Source organism: Rhodococcus sp. MSC1_016, from assembly GCF_023667485.2.
Taxonomy (GTDB): Bacteria; Actinomycetota; Actinomycetes; order Mycobacteriales; family Mycobacteriaceae; genus Rhodococcus_F; species Rhodococcus_F oxybenzonivorans.
Genome location: NZ_JAMOZI020000001.1, coordinates 5,477,944 through 5,493,721, shown reverse-complemented (window position 1 = coordinate 5,493,721; position 15,778 = coordinate 5,477,944). Strand labels below are relative to the sequence as shown.

Annotated in this window: 13 protein-coding genes; 10 read left to right on the top strand and 3 right to left on the bottom strand. The window is 65.6% G+C overall.

Annotation, left to right across the window (positions count from 1 at the left end; translation table 11 throughout):
- Positions 1 to 90: 90 nt before the first annotated feature.
- Positions 91 to 1,029 (top strand): LysR family transcriptional regulator, encoded by a 939-nt coding sequence (locus L1080_RS25635; RefSeq protein ID WP_250775206.1) that lies wholly within the window; start codon positions 91 to 93, stop codon positions 1,027 to 1,029.
- A gap of 794 nt (positions 1,030 to 1,823) precedes the next feature.
- Here the strand turns inward: L1080_RS25635 and L1080_RS25630 are convergent.
- On the bottom strand, positions 1,824 to 5,090 hold the full coding sequence (locus L1080_RS25630; RefSeq protein WP_250775204.1) for a protein kinase domain-containing protein: 3,267 nt from the start codon (positions 5,088 to 5,090) through the stop codon (positions 1,824 to 1,826).
- Positions 5,091 to 5,494: 404 nt separating this feature from the next.
- The gene (locus L1080_RS25625) at positions 5,495 to 6,397 is read right to left on the bottom strand and encodes an IS110 family transposase (protein ID WP_250775202.1); all 903 of its coding nucleotides are present in this window, start codon (positions 6,395 to 6,397) and stop codon (positions 5,495 to 5,497) included.
- Positions 6,398 to 7,101: 704 nt separating this feature from the next.
- On the opposite strand from L1080_RS25625, the gene L1080_RS25620 reads away from it, so the two are divergent.
- The 5 genes from L1080_RS25620 to L1080_RS25600 all read left to right on the top strand — a co-directional run bounded on the left by L1080_RS25620 (position 7,102) and on the right by L1080_RS25600 (position 10,725).
- Positions 7,102 to 7,362 carry a ribbon-helix-helix domain-containing protein gene (locus L1080_RS25620; RefSeq protein WP_250775200.1) on the top strand — a complete coding sequence of 87 codons (261 nt, stop codon included), beginning with the start codon at positions 7,102 to 7,104 and terminating at the stop codon, positions 7,360 to 7,362.
- On the top strand, positions 7,359 to 7,595 hold the full coding sequence (locus tag L1080_RS25615; RefSeq protein WP_250775198.1) for a toxin: 237 nt from the start codon (positions 7,359 to 7,361) through the stop codon (positions 7,593 to 7,595). The genes L1080_RS25620 and L1080_RS25615 overlap by 4 nt, the downstream gene beginning before the upstream one ends.
- Positions 7,596 to 8,280: 685 nt before the next feature.
- Positions 8,281 to 9,318: a plasmid pRiA4b ORF-3 family protein gene (locus L1080_RS25610; protein WP_250775189.1), complete on the top strand. Its 1,038-nt coding sequence runs from the start codon at positions 8,281 to 8,283 to the stop codon at positions 9,316 to 9,318.
- 1 nt (position 9,319) lies between these two features.
- A complete protein-coding gene (locus L1080_RS25605) occupies positions 9,320 to 9,523 on the top strand; it encodes a hypothetical protein (RefSeq protein WP_250775187.1) in 204 nt (67 codons plus the stop codon).
- Between the two features lie 308 nt (positions 9,524 to 9,831).
- The gene (locus L1080_RS25600) at positions 9,832 to 10,725 is read left to right on the top strand and encodes an IclR family transcriptional regulator (protein WP_250775185.1); all 894 of its coding nucleotides are present in this window, start codon (positions 9,832 to 9,834) and stop codon (positions 10,723 to 10,725) included.
- 33 nt (positions 10,726 to 10,758) lie between these two features.
- Here L1080_RS25600 and L1080_RS25595 read toward each other — a convergent pair whose 3' ends face one another.
- Complete coding sequence (locus L1080_RS25595; RefSeq protein WP_250775183.1) at positions 10,759 to 11,295, bottom strand: flavin reductase family protein; 537 nt, start codon at positions 11,293 to 11,295, stop codon at positions 10,759 to 10,761.
- A 196-nt stretch (positions 11,296 to 11,491) separates the two neighbouring features.
- On the opposite strand from L1080_RS25595, the gene L1080_RS25590 reads away from it, so the two are divergent.
- The 4 genes from L1080_RS25590 to L1080_RS25575 are packed head-to-tail and all read left to right on the top strand — an operon-like array spanning position 11,492 to position 15,766.
- Positions 11,492 to 12,367: an alpha/beta fold hydrolase gene (locus L1080_RS25590; protein WP_159918528.1), complete on the top strand. Its 876-nt coding sequence runs from the start codon at positions 11,492 to 11,494 to the stop codon at positions 12,365 to 12,367.
- Positions 12,364 to 14,067 carry an FAD-binding protein gene (locus tag L1080_RS25585; RefSeq protein WP_250775181.1) on the top strand — a complete coding sequence of 568 codons (1,704 nt, stop codon included), beginning with the start codon at positions 12,364 to 12,366 and terminating at the stop codon, positions 14,065 to 14,067. Before L1080_RS25590 ends, L1080_RS25585 begins: the two co-directional genes overlap by 4 nt.
- Positions 14,067 to 14,852: a 2-keto-4-pentenoate hydratase gene (locus tag L1080_RS25580; protein WP_250775179.1), complete on the top strand. Its 786-nt coding sequence runs from the start codon at positions 14,067 to 14,069 to the stop codon at positions 14,850 to 14,852. The genes L1080_RS25585 and L1080_RS25580 overlap by 1 nt, the downstream gene beginning before the upstream one ends.
- An 8-nt stretch (positions 14,853 to 14,860) precedes the next feature.
- Complete coding sequence (locus L1080_RS25575; RefSeq protein WP_201453582.1) at positions 14,861 to 15,766, top strand: acetaldehyde dehydrogenase (acetylating); 906 nt, start codon at positions 14,861 to 14,863, stop codon at positions 15,764 to 15,766.
- The last annotated feature ends 12 nt before the right edge of the window (positions 15,767 to 15,778 follow it).

The window sequence follows — 15,778 nt, the reverse complement described above, 5'->3', positions numbered from 1 at the left end:
CCTTCTGCGGGTTTCGATACCGTCCATCGTGTCGCCGAAATTGAATAAGTAGAATGGCGATCTAGCTGTTGCAGCGCTAAGGTTTGCTTAATGAACCTCACCTCGTCGCAGTTGGCCCTCTTGCTGGCCGTCAAGCAGGGGGGCAGCCTCGCGCGCGCAGCAGAAGCACTCGGAATCACTTCCCCCGCGGTGTCACAGCAGCTCGCCAAGCTCGAACGTGACCTCGGTGCATTGCTGGTCGAGCGGGGCGCGCGAGGCGCCAAGTTGACTCCGCTCGGGAGCCTGCTGGCCGAGCACAGCGAACGCGTGGCTGCCGAACTGTCCCGAGCGGAGGAAACCGTCGCGGACTACCTCGGCGCTCACGCCAACAGGCTCCGTCTCGGCGCGTTTCCCTCGGCGGCGGTTGCGTTGCTTCCGGACGGGCTGACGGCGCTGCGTTACCGACATCCCGAAGCTCAATTGTCGGTCGTCGACGTGCCCACCGACGGAGGCATCGAACTGATCGCCAGCGGTGAGCTGGATATGGCGATCACCGCCTCCTACAGCGGCACCCCGAGTGCGGTCGAAGGAGTTCGATTCGAGCACCTTCTCACCGATCCGCTTCGGGTCGTCCTCCCCGACGATCACCCTCAGGCGCAAGGTCCGGCCTCACAGGCGGTGGAGTTGAAGGCATTCGAGAAGGACGCTTGGGCGTGCAGCATCACCGGCAGACCCGCCCGCACACAATTGAACTCGGCCGCCGCCGACTCCGGATTCGTGCCGTGGGTGCCGTTTCAGACCGAGTCCTACGACGTCGCCCAGGCGCTCGCCGCCTCCGGTGTCGCCGTCGCATTCGTTCCCGAGCTCGCCCTGGTGCCGGGCCGGGGAACCCGGGCCCGCCGGTTGAAGCCGGCGCTTGCGCGGGACGTCTTTGTGGCCTTGCCGGCCAGCGCCAGCCACGTCGCTCTCGCTGGCGAGTTGCTGACAATCTTGAAGAAGACGGGAAAGGCGCTCCATCGACGGCAACAATCCGCCGTCACACTGGGCTGACACTCTCCGTCCGCCAGCCGACGTGACGAAAGCGCGGTCCGAAGCAGCTCGGACGTGCTGGTCGAAGACCGGTGTCTCCCCGATGACTGTCCTGACAGGGTGGCCGACGACAAGAAGCCGTCACCGACGTTACCGCTACCTTTCGCAGATCGAACGCAATCTCCGAAGAGCCCAGCGAGAGGGTCCTCGACGCCATCGCGGAGCACCTGCAGACCTCGGCTGATGTCTTGCTCGGGCAGGTCCGACGCGCCCAGAGGAGGCTTCGGACGGCGTTCGAGCGATAGGGCAGGACGGCGACCTGACCAATGCCCAGCGCAAGGCGCTCGTGGAGATGTACGAGACGTTCCGCAAGGTCACTAGGGCCGAGCGTAAGCGCGGGTAAGTGCAGACCTCGGCGTCTTCTATTGGACAGGGGAGGGAGCAACGCATTCCGCAGGGGCAGCGGTCAGGGCCCACGGCGACTGGTTTACCGTGGGCCCGGCCAGCTACTTCAGCACTTCTCGAGCCGCTGCGGTTGTCGCCGCGCTGATTTGGACTGCTCCAGATAATTCCGGTCGAATGGGGTTTCGATTGGAGCGCCTCGTCTCCGATCTGCTCCGCGTCGCTCTCCCTGGGCGATCACCCCAGGCGCTGGGAGCGGCCGACCGCCGCGGTGGCGTTGAAGGCCTTCGAGGAGGGCGTTCGACACGGATATTTACGGCAGACCTGCACGCACACAATCGAACTCGGTGCATGTGCCCGCGATGTACTCGGGCATCAGCGTGGGGCGGTGAACTTCGCTCCGGACTGCAGTGTCACGATCCCTGCGCGTCCCATTCCACGACCCACGCTGCGATCTGCGCCCGCGAGGTGAACCCGAGCTTGGTGAGAATATGCTCGACGTGACCTTGAGCTGTCCGAGGGGAAATCACCAGTCGGTCGGCGATCGCTCTGTTCGTCAGGCCCTGGGCGACGAGTCTGGCGACCTCCTGTTCACGTTTGGTGAGTACCGGGACGTTGTGCACCTGGCTTGTTCCGTCGGAGGGTCGCTCGTCGAGAGCGTAGGCGATGGCATCAGTGAAGGACATCATGTTGCCCTCCTTTCGCGCTGCATCGAATGCATTGGAACGGAGAGCCCCTCGCGCTTTCCGTTCGCAGTCATTGTGGTACTCGCGAAGGTTCGGAAGGTATACCGAAGAGCTACCTACCGCACCACTGAGTGATTCGGCGGCCCCCATCAGCACCACTGCGCGGTGGGCGTCGTCATCACTTCGGGCTATCCACGCGAGTGTCTCCAGACAGGCGCTTGCCCCGACCTGGTCGTTGGCTACTTGCGCCAAACGGAGTCCTTCCTTCAGCTGTACTGCCGCGCTCTGATGATCGCCCTGCCGCCACAATGCGACGCCCTTAGCCCAGAGCGAACACCCCTGAAACACCGATTCACCCCGTGCGCGGGTGATCGTGAGAATCTCGTCGAGGCAAGAAATGGACCGCCCAGTGTCGCCCTGCCACCCATACGCGAGCCCTAGCATCCATAACGCCTCAACACGCAGAGTGAGATCCTTCGGCGCGGTATACACCGCGACCGACCCCTCCAGCAGTGCACACGCACGAGGGAGGTCACCTCTGAACAGCGCACTGAGCCCTTCCGCATACGCCACAAGAGCATCCATTGTCGTGTCGGCCGCCTGCTCGGCCAACGCACGCGCCTCCTCGACCAGCGCATTTGTCACCGTGAGTGCACCTTGCTTTTCCGCAAACACGCTGTCGCCGTACAACGCCTTGACCCGTTCGACCGTCGGTTGCCCGTCGTCGTGCTCGAGGAGACGATCAAACCAATACCGCCCCTCGCTGAACAGGGATCGAGCATGCCAGAACTGATAGAGAGCAGTTGCGATCCGCAGCCCAGCTCGTGGGTTCTCGAGTACACAGAACTCCATAGCTTCACGCAGATTCGACTGCTCCCGCTCGAGCCGCCTGATCCACTCGAGCTGGCGGGAGCTAATCCAATCGGTCTCCGCGCCGACTGCCAACTGTTGATACCAGTCCCGGTGACGCACTGACAGTTCCAGATGCTCACCGGCCCGTTGAGACTTCTCGCGGCCGTAACCGCGAAGAGTCTCGAGCATGCGGAATCGAACCATTTGTCCCGACTCCTCACGCAGGAGGATCGACTTGTCGAGTAGAGCGGTCACAGTGTCCAACACACCCGTGGGATCCAGGTCGTGGCCGCAGATGGCCTCCGCCGAATCCAACTCGAAGCTGCCGGCAAATACCGACAGCCGCGTCCACACCAATTGCTCTCTCGAAGTGCATAACTCGAAGCTCCAGTCGATACAGAGCCGCAGGGCTTGCTGCCGCGTAGGGGCGTTCCTAGCGCCACCGGTCAGCAAAACAAAGCGATCAGTGATCCGCTGCAGAATCTGCTCGGGCGACATCGCTCGCAGCCGCGCCGCGGCCAACTCGATAGCCAGCGGCAGCCCGTCGAGCCGCCGGCAGATTCCTGCGACCGCATCCTGATTGTCCTCGGTCAGCTCGAACCCGGGAACTGCCGACGCAGCCCGCTCGACGAACAACCTCACCGCATCGTATCCAGCCAGGCCCTGCACCAAGGGTTGCCGCTCGGAACCGGGGACAGTGAGCGGTGGAACCCGCAGGACAGCTTCTCCGCTGATCGCGAGAGCCTCGCGGCTCGTTGCGAGGATGCGTAGTTCGCTGCACGCCCGGAGTAAGTCCTCGACCAGCCTGGCTACCGCGTCCACCAGCTGCTCGCAGTTGTCCAGTACCAGCAGTATCCGCTTCGAAGCGAGGAACTCCACGAGCACGTCGTGGATCGGCCGCGCCGACTGGTCCCGCAACCCCAAAGCGCCGGACACCACATCCACCAACAACGACTCGTCTCGCAGCTCACCGAGCCCGACCAACCGCACCCCGCCGGGAAAGGCGCGCTGCGCCTGCGCGGCCACTCGCAAGGCGAGTCGGGTTTTCCCGACGCCCCCGGTACCGGTGAGGGTAACCAGGCGTGACGCCTCCAACAGCTTTTTCGCCTCCGAAACCTCGCGTCGACGACCGACAAAACTCGTCATCTCGACAGGGAGATCGGCCTTGAACTGATGAACGGGATCTACTGCTGATGGCTGGCGCCTGTGCGAACCCAATTGCAGACCACGCCGTGACTCGTCCTCAGACACCAGCGCCATCTCGTCCGGAGGGAATCCGTGGCGAAGTTGAGCCTCTCTGAGGTGTTCGCCGAGTTCGACAGCGGACGGGCGAGCCAGCGGATCAGCAGACATCGTTTGTTCGATGACCGCGCTGATGTCATCGGCGATTCTATAGTTTCGCAGGTCAGGGGCTGACTCGGTGGTGATGCGCACGAATTGAGCCACCAGTTGCTCGCCACTACGACGCTCAAAGGCGGCATGACCGGTCAAGGCACAGAACAGGGTCGCCCCAAGACCGTAGACGTCGGCAGCGCGACTCGGGGGCCGCCCTGCGAGGACCTCAGGGGCGGTGAACGCCGGGGAGCCGGTGACGATACCGGCGGCAGTTTCGAATCCTCCAGACACGTGTGCGATACCGAAGTCGGTTAATGCCGGCTCCCCGTAATCGGTGAGCAGAATATTCGCTGGCTTGACATCACGATGGAGGATGCCGTGCCGATGCGCGCTCTCCAGGGCGGCCGTCATCTTCACCCCAAGTTTCAACATGTCCTCCACCGACAGCGGACCATGCCGGCGGATCTCGGCATCCAGCGAATTCCGCGAGTGGAACGGCATCACGATGTAGGGTCGGCCGCTGCTTGTCGCGCCGACTTGCAGGATGTTGACAATGTTCGGGTGCCCCGTCAGGCGACCCATCGCCCGCTGCTCGCGGAGGAATCGCTCTCGGTTCTCCTCGTCGAGGTCGGAGGTGAGGATCTTGACCGCCACCGTACGGTCAAGATCTGCTTGACGGCACCGAAAGACGACGCCGAAACCACCGCGACCAATCTCGTGGGCATCTTCGAATCCAGCCGCTTCCAGTTCCGACGTGACCGGACCAACGGCGTCGCGCTGAGTTTCGAATGGATCGACATCGGCCATCGGCTACGCCGCTTCGTCCGGACCGCGACAATGTTGACGATGTTGCACCGCGCACCTCGCTTCGAGCGTGTCCTCCGGGCGTCGCTGCCAACGGCAAGCACAGGTTGTTTGGACCTAGAGGGCTCCTCCTATCCTGCCACCGCTCCATGTCAGCAGCAGACGCTTGTCCCGGCGGGCCGGACAGTCTCACGGCACCGGCGGGACCGTTATCGAGGTCGAGCCAGGAACCCCGAGCAGGGGACGAGACCGCGCCGGCGCGGTCCAACGTTAAGCCAGTTCCCGTTCGCAGAGCCACAACCACGAACCACGATGGCTTCGAGAATCTGCGCCAGTTGCTGTCCGAGACGAGCGTCGCAGCGTGCAGTTATGCTCGGTACCCGGTCAGATGGTGATTGCATATGCGATCAGTCGTTCCATGACGATCGGAGTCGAGGTGCGATGGCCGAATTCGATCCGTTGGCGACGCAGCGCGGTGGGGCCCTGACGATCGTGGCCCAGCTGGCCGCGGCCGGATTCGAACATGCCCAGGAAGTGGGGCGAGGCGGCTCGCTGAGCGGACCGAAGAAGAGCCCGCCCAGCGGCCGGGCGAGCAGCTTCCGGGCCAGCTCGGCGTGATGATCGTCGAACCGGCCGGTGAGCGCCTCGATGAGGGCGCTGTGCTTGGCCTTCATCGCGCCGCGGGCCAGGCTGGCGAGCCGCCGCGGGTCACGTTCGCCCGCGATCAGCGCCTTCAGCATGTCGCGCACCGACAGGGTGTTCATCCTGGAAGCCACCGACGAGAGCTTGATCAGCGCGTCCTCGAGCAGTTTCTCGAGCCGCTGCCAGTAACGGGTGCGCTCACGGGTCAGATCGATCCGTAGCCGGGTGTAGTCGCGCAACTGTCGGATCGGTTGCGGCGGGACGACACTCGGCCGCAGCAGACCTTTCTCGGTGAGTTTGGCGAGCCACACGGCGTCGAGCTTGTCCGTTTTCGGGCGCCCCGGTACGTTCTTCACATCGCGGGCGTTGACCAGCTGCACCCTCGAGCCGGCCGATTCGAGTAGAGAGAACCAGATCCGCCAGTAGTCCGACGTCGATTCAACGGTGATCTTCTCGATCCCCGTCGCCACCAGCTGCTCGCCGAGATCGGTGATCGCGGCGGTCGTGGCCGGGACATCCCACACCGTGCTGACCCGCCGGCCTGGTCGTCTCGGATCCGGTGCCCGGGTGCACACCTTGCCCGAGGCCTTGGCCACGTCGCAGGCGCCCACCCACTCGTCCACCAGCTCATGCTCTGCATCGGGAATCTGTTCCGGTAATGAATCCACTTCTGTTGTCCTCCCGCCGTATTCCACACGCATGCTCGAGGGCGGGCCGTCTGGGGGGCTCGATCAAGGGAACCGAGATTCTGACCGGCGTGCTCGAAAAGACAATGCGTGACCCTTCCAGGTCGGCCCCGGCGCCAGGCTAATGAACGAGCTCAGGCCCAAGGGAAAGTCGGCGTCGGCAGGCGACTCGACCCCATTTTCGCGCCTGCGAGGCGCGCTTCAGAAAAGCGGTTCGGACATGAGGTTGCACATTGCCCGTGGTGTCGGGATTCTGCGGTTGATTTTCGATGCGGGACCTGCCCTGACGTCGCTGGCGACTGCGGTTCCGGCTGCCTTCGTCGTCGGGGACGCCTCCGCGATCGCGCGGGGGGCACGTGAGCGTGAGCACGAATGCTCCACGCCCGGTTCGCCGGATGTGGGGACCACGACTACGAAACGGTCGTCGAACTTCGCTGAGCGGGCGTCGACTTTCCCAGCGATTCCCAAGTGCGCTGAGCTCGGGCCAGCTGGTGCGTCCTCCGGGGGATACTCACGCTGAGATGGGGCGGTCAGTCGGGTGGTCGTGACGCCCGGGCGAGTCGGTGTGTTCCGGGGCCCGATGGACCGCAAGAACGTGAGCGGCAGGTATCACTGGGATCGACCGCCCCAGGGGGCCGGGTTGCGGACCGTGGCCCCAAATCTATTTTCGTATTACGATAATGGGTATGGCTGAGGAGACGGTTAACGGAGCGCCCGTCACGGACGCGATGATCCAGGAGTGGGCAGACGAGGCCGAGACCGGTTACGACGTCGAAAAGTTGCGCAAACGTGGCCGACCGACCGTGGGGGACGGCCCCGGCGCAGTGGTGCCGGTACGGATGGACGAGGCATTGTTACAGGCATTGACCGCCCGTGCCGAGCAGGAGCATGTTTCCCGCTCCGAGGCGATTCGAGAAGCGGTGCGTGCCTGGACCCAGGTCGCGTGAAGGCGCATAAATCCGCGCTCAAACACGGGATCAGCGAAAACGATGGCATCTACGCGGCACAGCATCACGTATATACCGCTGGTCTGGACGACGACAACCCCGCGCGCGAGTTCCGGCTGGGTTTCGACCCGAACGGTCGGCTCCTGGAACTGGTTGTCCTGCGCTTCGACAGTGGGAACGAGCTGCTCATTCATGCCATGAAGGCTCGCTCGCAGTACTTCGACCTCTTGTAGCGGTCGCGCGGCCGGTGCGAGAGCCTCATTCCGCGAAGGCGGCCGACCTCCAACGGCTCGGGGTCTCGGCGCAGTTGTCCGTCGCCAGCGTGGCTGTATTTCGGTCCGTCCAGGGCGACGTTCAAGAAACGCCGTTCTCGGATACATCTGCCACCTCATGGGTCGACCAGGAGAGGTGTATGTTCCGAACCCGCGTCAGAAAATGATGCTTCACAAGTTCGGTCGTCGGTGAGTTACGGAACGCCTTGGCTCGTGAACGAACCTTTTGGGCGACGCGAGGGTATCGATGCCGAACAGACCGCGGATTCGCAGAGAGAGACGCTCTCAGCGCCGACCACATCCGCATTGGAACCGCGCTGGCGGTGGTGGCAGGGTTCGAAATCCACACCTGGACGACGATGACCTGCGCTGCTGTATCGCCCGCAAACAAATACCCACAGCCCGCACGTGCAGCAACATGATCCGTCGAGCTCTGTGATCGGAGTGCCTGGTATCTGACGCTCACCGCACGCCGCCTACCATCCCGAAGTGGGTGGTGATGACCTCATATGCCTCAACTCACGGTCGGCGCACCCGGATGTTCGGTGGCCCAGTTAACCGGTCATGGATCTGCTAGCGGTGACGCGCTGTGCGCGTTTTGGGCTGTGGCCAGGCGGCGCCGCGGCCCGCATGCCATCCTCGGGGAATGGCACGAACGTGGTTGTCGGTGACGGTGGAACTGCTCGGCGGGCGCGGCGAGGACCTGTGGCCCTGGCCCGGCCGCATCTTCGCGGTCGGACCGTCGCACACCTTCAGCGACCTCGCGAACGCGATCAACGACGCCTTCGCCCGATGGGACCGCTCGCACCTGTCGATGTTCACCCTTGCCGATGGACGAGTGGTCACCGACACCGAGACCGGGGCCGAGATGGTGGAGTCGCTCGGCGGACCGATCACCGAGGCGGTGGACATCGAGTCGGCCAAAGTCGCCCGGCTGCTGGGGCCCGGGGCGGAGTTCCAGTTCACCTTCGACCTGGGCGATGACTGGACCCACCGCTGTGTGATCGGCGGCGACAAGGTCGACCCCATGGAGGTGCTGGGTATCCGCCCCGACGCCCCAATGCCGTATTGGGGCTGGGGCACCATCCCGGACCAGTACGGGCGCCGGTGGGCCGACGACGACGGGCAGAGCCGAGCACCGCGCAGACCGAGCCAGCCGCATCCAATGCTGCTGCACGCGTGGCCCGCACAGGACCAGGTGCCCGCACTCGATGTCTCCGAGCTGCGCGCCGCTATCGCGGCAGCAGATGCCGCCCGGTTCCTCGCCGCGGTGTGGGGACATGACGTCGACGACGCGCTGCAACAGGTGGGGGCCGGCATGCCGATGGCACTGAAGCAGCGACGGAAGCAGGCCGAGCCGGTGGCGGTGTCGGTCATCAACCGGCTGACTTGGCGCGCCGGCCCGGGTGACGGGGTGCTGGCCGAGGACCTGCTCGCGTGTCTGCGCGGCGAGCCGCTGGCCGGGAGGGTGGTACCGGTCGACCTCGAGATGCTCGGTGCCGAATTGGAGGGGGATCTGGATATGTCGACGGCTGGCTACGTCGACCTGCACACCGGGGACGTATACGACGCAAGCAGTACCGATCCGATGATGGTCGGTGAGGACGCCGCCGTCGACGTGGAGGCCGAGCCCCGACCGTTGGCTCCGGTTCGACCGGACAGGCTCGCGGGACGGCTGGCGTGACATGGCGGCCTTCGCCGAGCGGCAGCACGATGCGGCGCTGCGGGAGCGGCTGGAGCGGGCGACCGAGGGCAAGGGCGCGTTCGGCAGGTTCCGCGACCTCGTCCACCAAGAGAGTCTCGCTGACCAGTGGTACGCCTTCTCCACCGACCGCCAACTGGGTCGTGCCCGCGAGTTCCTCGCCGACAAGGGCATCCGCGTGGGCTGACGGGCGCCCCACGCCGTGCCACCAGTGTCTGTGACCCGTTAGATGGGTCTGTCGCGACGACCTGGCTCGCCAGCTGCGCCGCTGACACCGTGCTGACGGTACCGCGCACCGACCGCGATCCGCGGGAAATCGGTCTCGGGGCGTCCACACAAGCTGCGCCCGAGTCTGATCGCGGACCCTCATGGTGACCACCCCCGGTCAGCGTTGTCGGTCTGCTTCCCCGCACCGCAGACAGCTGTTAGTATTTTAAGAATTCATTTCAGTTTTAGTCTGGTGCACGCTTGTGACCAGGATATTTGGAGGCGTCGATGACTGTCATCGATTCAGGCAATGCACCGTCGGTACCTGCCGCGAAGAAGGAGGTTCCGCCGTCGATGGTGGAACGGATGACGCTGATCCTCGACGCGTTCGACGGCCGCACCTGCCGCCTGACCCTGGAGGAAGTGGCGTGCCGGACCCGGCTGCCGCGATCCACCGTGCACCGCATCCTCGACCAGCTGGTGCGCCTGGACTGGGTGAATCACGCCAGCTTCGGTTACTGCCTCGGCCGTCGAGCGATGGGTGTGGGCGGCGGCGACAACGGGCACGGTCAGATCCGGGCTGCCGCGGCGCCGCTGCTGCACGACCTGCACATGCAGACCGGAATGGTCGTGCACCTGACGGTGCTGGACGGTGGGGACAGCCTGTACCTCGACAAGGTCGGCGGCCGGATGGCGGCCGCGCTGCCGTCCAAGGTGGGCGGGCGGGTTCCCGCCTACACGACGGCCGGCGGCAAGGCGATGCTGGCGTGGGTGGGCCCCGAGGAGGTCGACAGCCTGTACGGGCAGCGTCTCGACAGGAGCACCGACCGCACCATCACCGAACTCACCACCCTCCATCAGGAACTCAACCGGATTCGGCAGCGCCGCGGTCTCGCGTTCGAGCGCGGTGAGGCGGTTCGCGGCGTGGGCTGTGTCGGTGTCGCGGTCCGGAGCGCCGACGGCCCGGTCGCCGGTATCTCGCTGTGCGGAGATGCCCGGACGGTGCAGCTCGAGCGAGTGGCGCCTCTCGTCGTCGACGCCGCCCGGGCCGTCACGCGGGCGCTGCATCCCGAACCCGTGACGCCGCGCCGCGCCCGCCGGACCGCGGAGATACCGGAAACCTCCTGGTCCACCGAGGCGCTCGACCAGCTGCTGTCGGTGCAATCGGGGCAGTGGCTCTAGCGCTCGCGCGCGGTTGACGAGTCTCGGGACTCGTCACGCGCGCACGGGCCGGGGGACGGCGCCCAGCCCGAACCCACCCCGGAAGAACACCAACGGGCGCTCGTCGCTGAGAGATTCGAGGCCGAGGACCCGCCCGATCACGATGTCGTGGTCGCCGGCGGTGTGCACCGACTGCACGTCCGCGTGCACGCGCATCAGAACGCCGGGGAGCGACGGCGTCGCCCACGGCGACCCCTCCCAGTCGAGACCGTCGAACTTTTCGCCGCGGCTGGAGCCGAAGCGCATGCAGAGATCCGTCTGATTCTCGTGCAGAACATTGACGGTGAAGCGCCCAGACTCCTGGATGCGTGGCCAGGCACGCCCGCGATGATCGGCGCAGAACAGGATCAGCGGAGGCGCCAGCGACACCGAAGCGAACGACTGGCAGGTGAATCCGACCGGACCGTCGGCGTCAAGTCCGGTCACCACCGTGACACCACTCGCGAAATGGCCGAGATTGCGCCGCATTTCGTCGGGGGTGGGTGCGGCGATCTGCGTGCCGAGTTCGGGCCACGTCGGTTCGGTTGGCATCGGACCACCTCCACATCGTCTGCGACACCGACTGATTCGGTGATCACCACCGAGGTTAGGGACGTGGTCGGCAGGTCACGAACTGCCATCTCGATCAGTGGAAGCCCCGGATCGAGGCGTCACCGGGACGGTCGACGTCTCGCTGACCGGGATCGCTTCTGTCCGAGCAGTGCACCCGCTGGCAACGTGATCGACCATGACGACTGACTCGAGTTACGAGGGCACCCTGAAGGAGCTGAACACCGACCTCGGCGTGCTTCGCTACCACGAGGCCGGCGACGGCCCGCCGCTCCTGCTGCTGCACGGCTCCGGCCCCGGCGTGACGGGGTGGCGCAACTTCCGCGGCAACCTCGACGTCTTCGCCGAGCACTTCCGGACCTTCATTCTGGAGTTCCCCGGCTTCGGGGTCAGCGACGACTTCGGTGGGCATCCGATGCTCACGGCCACCGACGCGGTCCTCCGATTCCTCGACGGGCTCGGAATCGACGAGGTCGCACTCCTCGGGAACTCGATGGGCGGCATCGTCGCCACCCAGTTCGCCATCGCGCACCCCGACCGGGTCACCAAACTGATCACCATCGGCGGCATCGGCAAGAATCTCTTCAGCCCAGGCCCCGGTGAGGGCATCAAACTCCTCATGGAGTTCACGGACGACCCCACACGGGAGCGGCTGATCGACTGGCTGCATTCGATGGTGTTCGACCCCGCAATGGTCACCGAGGAACTCATCGAGGAACGCTGGACACAGGCCACCGAACCCGACACCCTCGCCAGCGCCCGCAAGATGTACAGCCGGGCAGCGTTCGAGGCGAACACCCGGGCGGCCCTCGAGTCCGACGCCACGCCCTACTGGGCGCAGCTGCACAAGGTGAAAGCCCCCACCCTCCTCACGTGGGGCCGCGACGACCGGGTGAGCCCCGTGGACATGTCGATCATCCCGATGCGGCTGATCCCGAAGGCGGAACTCCACGTCTTCCCGAACTGCGGGCACTGGGCGATGATCGAGCAGAAGACGGCGTTCGAGAGTGCCGTCCTCGCCTTCCTGCTCCGCAAGGAAGGTGGCGACCGATGAGCGCCGGCTCGCAGACCTTCGACACCACCGTCGATTTCCTCGTGGTCGGCAGCGGGGGCGGCGGAATGGCCGCCGCGATCACCGCCGCGCACCGCGGGCTCGACACCCTCGTGATCGACAAGGGCGCGACGTTCGGTGGGTCGACCGCGATCTCCGGTGGCGGAATCTGGATCCCGAACGCCCCGACCCTGCGCGAGAAAGGCGTCGTCGACTCCCGCGAGTCGATTCGCCGCTACCTCGACATCATCACCGAGGGCCGGGTGGCGGCAGACCGTCTCGACGCGTTCGTCGACAAGGGCCCCGAGCTGATGGAACTGCTCGACCGCAGCCCGCACATGAAGCTCTACTGGGTGAAGGGCTACTCCGATTACCACCCCGAGTACGACGGCGGCCGACCCCTCGGGCGGACCATCGAATGCAAGCCCTTCGACACGAGGGCGCTGCAGGACGACGAGCGGTACCAGCGGCCGAACAGCATGAAGGGCCCGCTCGGACTGTGGGTGACGTCCAAGGACTACCACGACCTCGCCATGGTGAAGCGCACCTGGAAGGGACGCAAGGCGTCGCTGGTGGCGGCCTGGCGGGTGGCGTCCAACGTGATTCGTCGTCGTCACATGGCGACCGGTGGACGCGCACTGGTGGCCAGGATGCGCATGGTCCTCAAGGATGCCGGCGTCCCGCTGTGGCTGCAGACGTCGATGACGGAACTGATCGTCGACGACAGCGGCGTTGTCGTGGGAGTGGTTGCGAAGCGCGACGGCAATACCGTCCGGATCGGTGCGAAACGCGGGGTACTCCTCGCAACCGGCGGCTTCGAACACAACGAAGACATGCGCGCCGAATACCTCCCCAAGCACGGTGTCGCGAACGTCAGTGCCGGAGCCAAGGAGAACACCGGCGATGGGATTCTCGCGGGTCAGAACCTCGGCGCGGCAGTCGATCTCATGGACGATGCGTGGTGGATGCCGTCGGTGATGCATCCGATGGGCGCCGTGATCCCGCTGGTGTCCGAGCGGTGCATTCCGCCGTCCGTGATCGTGAACGGCCGCGGCGAACGCTTCACCAACGAGTCGTCGCCGTACGTGAACTTCGTACACGATCAGCTCGACGGTGGCCATGTACCCGCCTGGTTCGTGATGGACTCCAAGGCGAAGTCGCGCTACCCGTTCGCGCAAGTTCTGCCGGGTGTGCCGTTCCCCCAGGGGTTTTACGACTCCGGTGTGGTGCACAAAGCCGACACCCTGCGCGACCTCGCGGATCAGATCGGCGTGAAGGCCGACACTCTGGTGGCGACGGTCGACCGCTTCAACGGCTTCGCCCGCACCGGTCGGGACGAGGATTTCGGCCGCGGCGACAGCGCGTACGACCGGTACTACGGCGACCCGACGATGAAGAACCCGTGCCTCGACGAGATCACCCAGGGCCCGTTCTACGCCATCCGCTGCGAGGCCGGCGACCTGGGCACCAAGGGTGGACTCGTCACCGACGCCGACGCGCGGGTTCTCCGCGAGGACGGTTCGGTCATCGACGGCTTGTACGCCACCGGCAACACCTCGGCCTCGGTGATGGGCAACGAATACGCCGGTGCGGGCGCGACCATCGGTCCCGCCATGGTGTTCGGCTACATCGCCGCGCAGCACGCCGCCCAGGCCGGTGACCTGCGGCGGGAGACTCGCTCACATGCGGGCGAGGTGGCCTGATGCTGAGCGAGCGGCAGAGGCTGGATGCGGCCCGGTCGCTGACGGACGCCGAACGGGACCGGGCACCCATCGAACCGCTCACCGCGACCTACCCGGACATCGACGTGGTCGACGCCTACGAGATCGCGCTGATCAACATCCGCGCGCGGCTCGATGCGGGGGAGACGGTGTACGGCCACAAGGTCGGGCTGTCCTCCGAGGTCATGCAGAAGATGATGGGCGTCGACGAGCCCGACTACGGACACCTGCTGTCGAGCATGGTGTACGCCGAGGGAACCCCGATCGACACCGCCCGGTTCTGTTATCCGCGCATCGAGGTGGAGATCGGTTACGTGCTGGGCGAGACGCTGCCGGGGGAGTGGTGCACCGAGGCGGACGTTCTCGCGGCCACCGAATACATCGTTCCCAGTATCGAACTCATCGACTCACGCATCACGGACTGGAAGATCGGGCTGGCCGACACCATCGCCGACAACGCATCGTCGGCCGGAGTGATCCTCGGCGCCGGACGGGTGGAACCGTCGAGGGTGGACATCGGCGCCATCTCGGCCGTGCTCTTCCAGGGTGACGAGGAAATTGCCCGCGGCGAGGCGTCGGCGGTGCTCGGCAACCCGACGAAGGCCGTGGCCTGGCTGGCACGGAAGGTCGCGAGTTTCGGAGTGCGACTCGAGGCCGGTCACGTGATCCTGCCCGGCTCGTGCACCCGGGCGATCGATGCCCGTCCCGGCGACGTGTTTCGCGCCGACTTCAGTGACATCGGCTCCGTATCAGTAGAATTCAAGTAAGGGCGAAAATTGTGACCAAGGCTCTCGCCGCGATCGTCGGATCCGGCAACATCGGCACCGACCTCCTGTACAAGCTCCTGCGTTCGGACATCATCGAACCGCGTTGGATGATCGGTGTCGATCCGGACAGTGAGGGACTCAAGCGTGCGGCCGATCGGGGCGTGGTCGCCAGCGCCGACGGTGTCGACTGGCTGCTCGCCCAGGACGAACGCCCCGACATCGTCTTCGAGGCCACGTCCGCCTACGTGCACCGGGTGAACGCCCCGCGCTATCGGGAGCTGGGCATCCAGGCGGTCGATCTCACTCCCGCCGCGCTCGGTCCCGCGGTCGTGCCGGCCGTCAACATGGGCGAGCACCGGACTGCGCCCAACGTCAACCTCATTACCTGCGGCGGGCAGGCCACCATCCCGATGGTGTACGCCGTCTCCCGGATTACCGATGTGGCCTACGCCGAGATCGTCGCCAGCGTGGCGTCCCCGTCCGCCGGACCCGGTACCCGCGCCAACATCGACGAATTCACGATCACCACGAGTCGGGGTATCGAGACGATCGGCGGGGCGAAGAAGGGCAAGGCCATCATCATCCTGAATCCGGCCGAGCCGCCGATGTTCATGAAGGACACCGTGTTCTGCGCCATTTCCGCCGACGCCGACCGGGATGCGATCAGCACGTCGATCCACGACGTCGTGTCGTCCGTGCAGTCCTACGTGCCCGGTTACCGCCTGCGCGCCGAACCGCAGTTCGACGACCCGACACCGATCAGTGGTGGGCTCGCCCGGGTCGGCATCTTCCTCGAGGTGGAGGGCGCCGGCGACTTCCTGCCGCCGTACTCGGGCAACCTCGACATCATGACCGCCGCCGCCACCAAGGTGGGCGAGAGCTTCGCGACGCAGATCCTCGGCGCGAGCGTCTGAACGCGTCCGTTA

Coding starts and splice junctions, on each gene's coding strand:
- L1080_RS25600 (WP_250775185.1), top strand. CDS start 9,832: ATGACTGTCATCGATTCAGGCAATGCACCGTCGGTACCTGCCGCGAAG.
- L1080_RS25595 (WP_250775183.1), bottom strand. CDS start 11,295: ATGCCAACCGAACCGACGTGGCCCGAACTCGGCACGCAGATCGCCGCA.
- L1080_RS25635 (WP_250775206.1), top strand. CDS start 91: ATGAACCTCACCTCGTCGCAGTTGGCCCTCTTGCTGGCCGTCAAGCAG.
- L1080_RS25610 (WP_250775189.1), top strand. CDS start 8,281: ATGGCACGAACGTGGTTGTCGGTGACGGTGGAACTGCTCGGCGGGCGC.
- L1080_RS25590 (WP_159918528.1), top strand. CDS start 11,492: ATGACGACTGACTCGAGTTACGAGGGCACCCTGAAGGAGCTGAACACC.
- L1080_RS25585 (WP_250775181.1), top strand. CDS start 12,364: ATGAGCGCCGGCTCGCAGACCTTCGACACCACCGTCGATTTCCTCGTG.
- L1080_RS25630 (WP_250775204.1), bottom strand. CDS start 5,090: ATGGCCGATGTCGATCCATTCGAAACTCAGCGCGACGCCGTTGGTCCG.
- L1080_RS25620 (WP_250775200.1), top strand. CDS start 7,102: ATGGCTGAGGAGACGGTTAACGGAGCGCCCGTCACGGACGCGATGATC.
- L1080_RS25605 (WP_250775187.1), top strand. CDS start 9,320: ATGGCGGCCTTCGCCGAGCGGCAGCACGATGCGGCGCTGCGGGAGCGG.
- L1080_RS25580 (WP_250775179.1), top strand. CDS start 14,067: ATGCTGAGCGAGCGGCAGAGGCTGGATGCGGCCCGGTCGCTGACGGAC.